Raw genomic sequence first — 5,241 nt, 5'->3', positions numbered from 1 at the left:
ACCCAGCTTGAGGCGCTGCAATCGGAAAACGAGCAAGTCACGGCTCAGCTGCAAGAGACGCAGGCGCAGCTAGCGGGTATTCATCAGCTCTTAGGAAGGCCCGCTCAGCCAGCTAAAGCAGTGCCCCAGTCGTCTCCATCAGTGGCCAAGGCTCAGACGGTAGCCCCGGAGAAAGCCGTCCCAGAGAAACCAGAGAAATCAGTCTCAGAGAAAGCGGACACGAAACAGCGCGACCGTATTGACTCGAAAGCCAAGGTTGAGGCCATTGTGCAAGACATCATCAACTGGAACACCGCGCAAAAGAGCAACGATACTCGTCTGCGGATCTCTGTTTCTATCATCAAGGCGCTCGGTAGCTTGGTCGGGGCGACCTATCAGCCCGTCATTATGGAGGTTTTGAAGGAGCAGGAAGCCGCGATCGAGGAGGTGCATCAACGCTTTATGATTGGTGTTCGGCATAATGTCTCCGTGGATAAGGATACGATTTTGCAGGATATTGCCCGTGACTATATGGGCGTTGAGAATTGGCGAGAGGCCGCTTACTAAAGGTATGAAGGAGTGAGAGGGATGTATCGGTGTCAAAGAAGAATCTAGTTCCAGATGATGGTTATCGAGATCTACTAGAGGATCTAAAGAATCAGATTCGCTTATCGCAACTGCAAGCGGCAATTTCGGTTAATCAAGAAATGCTGCTGCTCTACTGGTACATCGGTAGAGAAATCCTTGCTCGCCAGCGGGAACAAGGCTGGGGCAGCAAGGTTCTGGAACGGCTGTCCCAAGACCTCAAGCGGGAGTTCCCCGACATGAAAGGCTTTTCGCTCTCAAACCTAAAGTATATGAGGGCTTTTGCTGAGGCATGGACAGAAATTCAAATTAGCCAACGGGCGTTGGCTAATTTACCGTGGCGGCAAAATGTCGCACTACTCGAAAAGCTGAAAGACCCTAATGAGCGCCTTTGGTACGCTGAAAAAGCGGTTGAGAACGGCTGGAGTCGAACGATTCTGGTAGCCCAAATCGAGACTGGGCTCTATCGGCGTGAAGGGGGAGCGGTTACCAATTTTGAGCGGACATTGCCGCCCTCTCAATCAGAACTCGCTAGTCAAGTTGTGAAGGATCCTTATTCCTTTGACTTTTTAACGATTGCTCAAGATGCCAAAGCGCAAGATCTGAAGCGAGCTTTGGTGGCTCATATGCGAGATTTTCTGCTGGAGCTAGGAGTTGGTTTCTCCTTTGTGAGACAGAACTATCGCCTCGATATTGAAGGAGAAGAATTTCAAGCTGATATGCTTTTCTATCATTTAAGATTGCGCTGTTTCATCGTAATTCAGTTGGAAATGGGGAGTTTTAGGCCAGAGCAATCAGGTTTAATGAATTTTTATATCGCTGCTGTTGATCGGCAAGAAAGACAGTCAGATGACCAGCCGACAATCGGTATCATTCTTTGCAAAACTAAAAATCGAACGATCGCTGAGTACGCTTTAAACAACCTTCGCAATCCTATTGCGGTCGCCGAACATCGATTCCCTAATTTGTTACCCACTCCTGAAGAATTGGAGCAAGAATTAGAGAATGCAGTGCAGGAACTAGAAGGCGAACAAGAATCCTAAAGCAGAGTCGCAGGTGCGATTAAATTATCGATAATTGACTTGCTGAGTACGTTCGCGCCGTTTTTGCGGGTTGGTGCGCCGGGTTCTGGGTTTGGATGAGGCTCGACTGGGTTCGTCTGCTTCCAGTTCGAGATCGATGGGTGTGATGAGGAATAGCCGCGCACCATCGGTAGCACGATAGAGGGTTTGTTGCTTAAAGGAAATGCCTTGGTCAGTTAGTTGAGCCGCCTGTTCATCTTTGGCAGCGATGGCGGCATCGATTGTTTCATAGTCCGTTTCAAGCAAGACAATGGGGGCTGGCGACATCGTTTCCTCTTTGCTAAACGTGGCTTCTACTCTAGCGCCTGCGGGAGGGTTGTGGGCAGACTGGGACAAGCAAGAGGGCAACAATCATGCCAGCGGTTGATCTTGATGGTTGGTATGGGGGCGATCGCATTTCTCCCCTAAGCATTCAGCGATCGCCAGCGGAGTCGTTAGCGCTGTTAGACCGCACAAGTTGATATTTTGGGCTTTAAAGATATGGAAACGGACAGTTGAATCATGATATAGCTGTCTGTCTCCATCAATTCAACTTCCGAAGAAGTTTTGGGGCGATGATCAATCTGTCTCGCTATTCCCAAGGCCTACAGTTTCCATTAATTCAACTTCTGAAGAAGTTTTGGGGACGATTTTTCCGAACTGGAAGAACACACAGTTCAACCGTTTCCATTAATTCAACTTCCGAAGAAGTTTTGGGCATTCTCAATTTGCTCAACTGCTGGATCGCTCCTGTGGTTTCCATTAATTCAACTTCCGAAGAAGTTTTGGGTCGCAGCAATCCCTTTCAACTTAACCGTTAACAGGATCGTTGCCACACCCCTCTAGCCTTAGTCACCGTTAATGACCTTGCCCCGAAAGACCACATAGTTGTAAATGTTGTAGAACAGCATGATGGGTATCAGCACTCCGATGAACGTGAGCATGAACACCAGGGCGCTGGGGGCTGCCGCCGCCTGGTAAATAGTGATCTGGGTGGGAATGATGTAGGGAAACACAATCAGCCCCAAGCCAATAAAGGTGAGCAGAAAGATCAAAATCGTCCAGATAAAGGGCGTGGCTTCTTCCTCCCGATTCAGGCTGCGCAGTAACAGCCCAACCAGCACTATACCGAGTACCGGAATCACCGCAAAGACATAGATCAAAGGTGGGCTAAACAGCCGAGTTCGCGCTGCTTGATAAAAAATGGGCGTAGCAATGGTGATTAAAATTGCCCCAATTAGAGTTGTAATCGCGGCAATTTTAGCGGTGCGGTAGTGGGTCTTTTGCAGGTCTCCTTCGGTTTTGAGAATCAGATAGGTCGAGCCAATCAAAACGTAACCCTGAATCAGAGTCAGGGCCACTAGGAGAGATCGCCCGTCGAGCCAGTCCCAGGTAGAGCCGATGAAGTGACCGGCCTCATCTACCGCAATCCCTTCAATCACGCTTCCCAGAGCAAAACCCTGGCCCAGGGCGGCGAGAAAACTGCCTGCCCCGAAGGCAAAATTCCAAAGCAGCTTGCGGGTGGAGTGTTCCCGAAATTCAAAGGCCACCGCCCGAAAAATCAGCCCAAATATCATCATAAAAATGGGAATGTACAGAGCGCTGAGGATGGTGCCATAGGCCAAAGGGAAGGCTCCAAACAAGGCTCCACCCATCAGCACCAGCCAGGTTTCATTGGCATCCCAAATATTGCCCAGACTGGTCATCAAAAGACTGCGCCGCTCTTCGTCGGAGCTGGTGAGCGAGAGAATGCCGACTCCCAGGTCAAACCCATCGAGCATGACGTAGAGAAACAGGAATAGGGCCAGAATGACGAACCAAACCTGGGGCAAAAAATGTATTAACGCGTCCATATCAGTCACCTACTGCTGAGCTTTACTGTTGGGCTTCGAGAGGACGTTCATTAGGTACGAAGGTAGCCGGTTCAGTCTCCAGCGCTGGTTGATTGTCAAGCCCTGGGATCGGTAGCTCTAGATTAGGACCATGACGGATGATCCGGCTGCCAAAGTACAGGGTCGCGACAAATAGGATCGAGTACACTACCGCAAATAAGGTCAGCGACGTTAGTACATTACTGGCGGGAAGCTGGGATGCCGCGTCAGCGGTGCGAATTTGCCCATACAGGGTCCAAGGTTGCCGCCCCACGCAGCGGACAATCCAGCCCGATTCCACCGCGATGTAACCTAAGGGTGCCGCAAAAATCCAGGTGCGCAGTAGCCATTTTTGCTGGCCAATTTTTTCGGTAGAGAGGTTACCTAGCAGCCATTGCAGAATGCTCCACAGCATCAGCCCAGCCAAAAAGAAGCCAATGCCGCTCATGATGCGGAAAGAATAGTAGATCAACCCGACCATCCGAGGGCGATCGCTAGAGGGCCACTCCCGCAGCCCCAATACCGGCTCAGACAGATTCTTCTTAAATTCCAAAATGTAGCCCAACCCGTTTGGAATGGTGATTTCCCATTTATTCGTCTGGGTGGCTTCGTCGGGAATCGCTAATAGACTCCAGTCAGCGGGTTGTCCAGCGGGGCTAGTCTCCCACTTGGCTTCCATAGCGGCTAGTTTGGTGGGCTGGTAGTGGGCTACCTGCTCAGCACTGAGGTGACCGATGTAAATTTGCAATGGCGTAACGGCGATGGCGGCGGCTAATACGATTTTTAGCGATTGGCTAAAAAAGGCCTGCTGACGGTTGTTGAGTATGTACCAGGCGCTGATGCCGCCAATCACAAATAGTGACGTTTCTAGGGTGGCAAAAAACATGTGCGACACGCTCTTGACCATAAAGGGGTTAGCGATCGCCTGAAAGTAGTCACTGACAATAAACTTGCCGTTGACCATCTCACCCCCTGCTGGGCTCTGCAGCCAGGAGTTGGCCACCAAAATCCAAAACGTCGATAGGTTGGCCCCAAAGGGGCACTGTCAACTTAAATTTCCGCATCTAAAATTTCCCTATCTAATTCAAGCACTAAATTTCCGTCAATCGCCTTCGGCAGTCGTACTAAGCGATCGCCGATAGTCGTGTGAACTGACGCCAGTCGGTGAACCGTTGACGCATCGTTGCTCGATATTCGGTTGCCGATTGTCGATGTTGATGAGGGTGAAAGTAACCCCGTATCGGTTCAAAAGCCGCGAGAAACCGTTGGGCTTGCCCTGGCGATTTAAAGCGCCCCATCCGCCTCTCCCGCACTCGGGTCGGCCTGTGCGAATTCTCCGCTCGATTGTTCACCCCCTTGTGCTGCCTGTGTTCAACGCCTGGAATCAGTTCTTTCTTAGCGGCCCCATAGCTTCTCAGTTTGTCGGTAACGATGACCCGAGGAGCGAAGCCGCTTGACTTGAGCAATTTGCGAAAGAACTTCTTGGCGGCGCGTTTATCGCGATGACGCTGCATCAAGATATCGATGACTTGACCTTCGGCATCCACTGCCCGCCATAGGTAATACTGCTGTCCCTTAATGGTGAGTACGACCTCGTCCAAATGCCATTTATCAGTAGGCTTGGGGCGACGGCGACGAATCTGATTCGCATACGCTTGAGCAAACTTTTTGCACCATTTGCGGATCGCTTCATAGGTGACCTCGATGCCGCGATAGAGCATCATTTTCTCAATGTCTCGGTAGCT

General features: G+C 50.6%; 5 protein-coding genes, 1 pseudogene and 1 CRISPR repeat array. Of the genes and pseudogenes, 2 read left to right on the top strand and 4 right to left on the bottom strand.

From position 1 onward, the window contains the following. Together JUK32_RS01765 and JUK32_RS01760 are read left to right on the top strand one after the other, a co-directional pair. Positions 1-546 (top strand): hypothetical protein (locus tag JUK32_RS01765; protein WP_204137133.1); only part of this gene is annotated, 546 nt, incomplete at its 5' end. Positions 547-575: 29 nt separating this feature from the next. After that, positions 576-1,607, top strand: coding sequence for a PDDEXK nuclease domain-containing protein (locus JUK32_RS01760; protein ID WP_204137132.1), 1,032 nt, complete (start codon positions 576-578; stop codon positions 1,605-1,607). A gap of 24 nt (positions 1,608-1,631) precedes the next feature. On the opposite strand, the gene JUK32_RS01755 is transcribed toward JUK32_RS01760, so the two are convergent. From JUK32_RS01755 to JUK32_RS01740, 4 genes and pseudogenes are all read right to left on the bottom strand, one after another. After that, entirely contained in the window at positions 1,632-1,913 is a 282-nt protein-coding gene (locus tag JUK32_RS01755; RefSeq protein ID WP_204137131.1) for a hypothetical protein, read from the bottom strand. A 249-nt stretch (positions 1,914-2,162) separates the two neighbouring features. Then, a CRISPR array of direct repeats spans positions 2,163-2,415; the repeat unit is 35 nt; unit sequence GTTTCCATTAATTCAACTTCCGAAGAAGTTTTGGG. A 58-nt stretch (positions 2,416-2,473) separates the two neighbouring features. Further along, the gene (gene cydB / locus JUK32_RS01750) at positions 2,474-3,478 is read right to left on the bottom strand and encodes a cytochrome d ubiquinol oxidase subunit II (protein WP_204137130.1); all 1,005 of its coding nucleotides are present in this window, start codon (positions 3,476-3,478) and stop codon (positions 2,474-2,476) included. A 22-nt stretch (positions 3,479-3,500) separates the two neighbouring features. Next, positions 3,501-4,532, bottom strand: a pseudogene (locus JUK32_RS01745) (cytochrome ubiquinol oxidase subunit I); the annotation flags it as partial. An 88-nt stretch (positions 4,533-4,620) separates the two neighbouring features. Continuing rightward, positions 4,621-5,241, bottom strand: a 621-nt coding sequence (locus tag JUK32_RS01740) for an IS6 family transposase (RefSeq protein ID WP_204137129.1), incomplete at its 5' end; no start/stop codon positions are given.

Source organism: Halomicronema sp. CCY15110 (genome assembly GCF_016888165.1).
Taxonomy (GTDB): domain Bacteria; phylum Cyanobacteriota; class Cyanobacteriia; order Phormidesmidales; family Phormidesmidaceae; genus Halomicronema.
This window is presented reverse-complemented; position numbering and strand designations above follow the sequence as displayed.

Coding starts and splice junctions, on each gene's coding strand:
- JUK32_RS01755 (WP_204137131.1), bottom strand. CDS start 1,913: ATGTCGCCAGCCCCCATTGTCTTGCTTGAAACGGACTATGAAACAATC.
- cydB (WP_204137130.1), bottom strand. CDS start 3,478: ATGGACGCGTTAATACATTTTTTGCCCCAGGTTTGGTTCGTCATTCTG.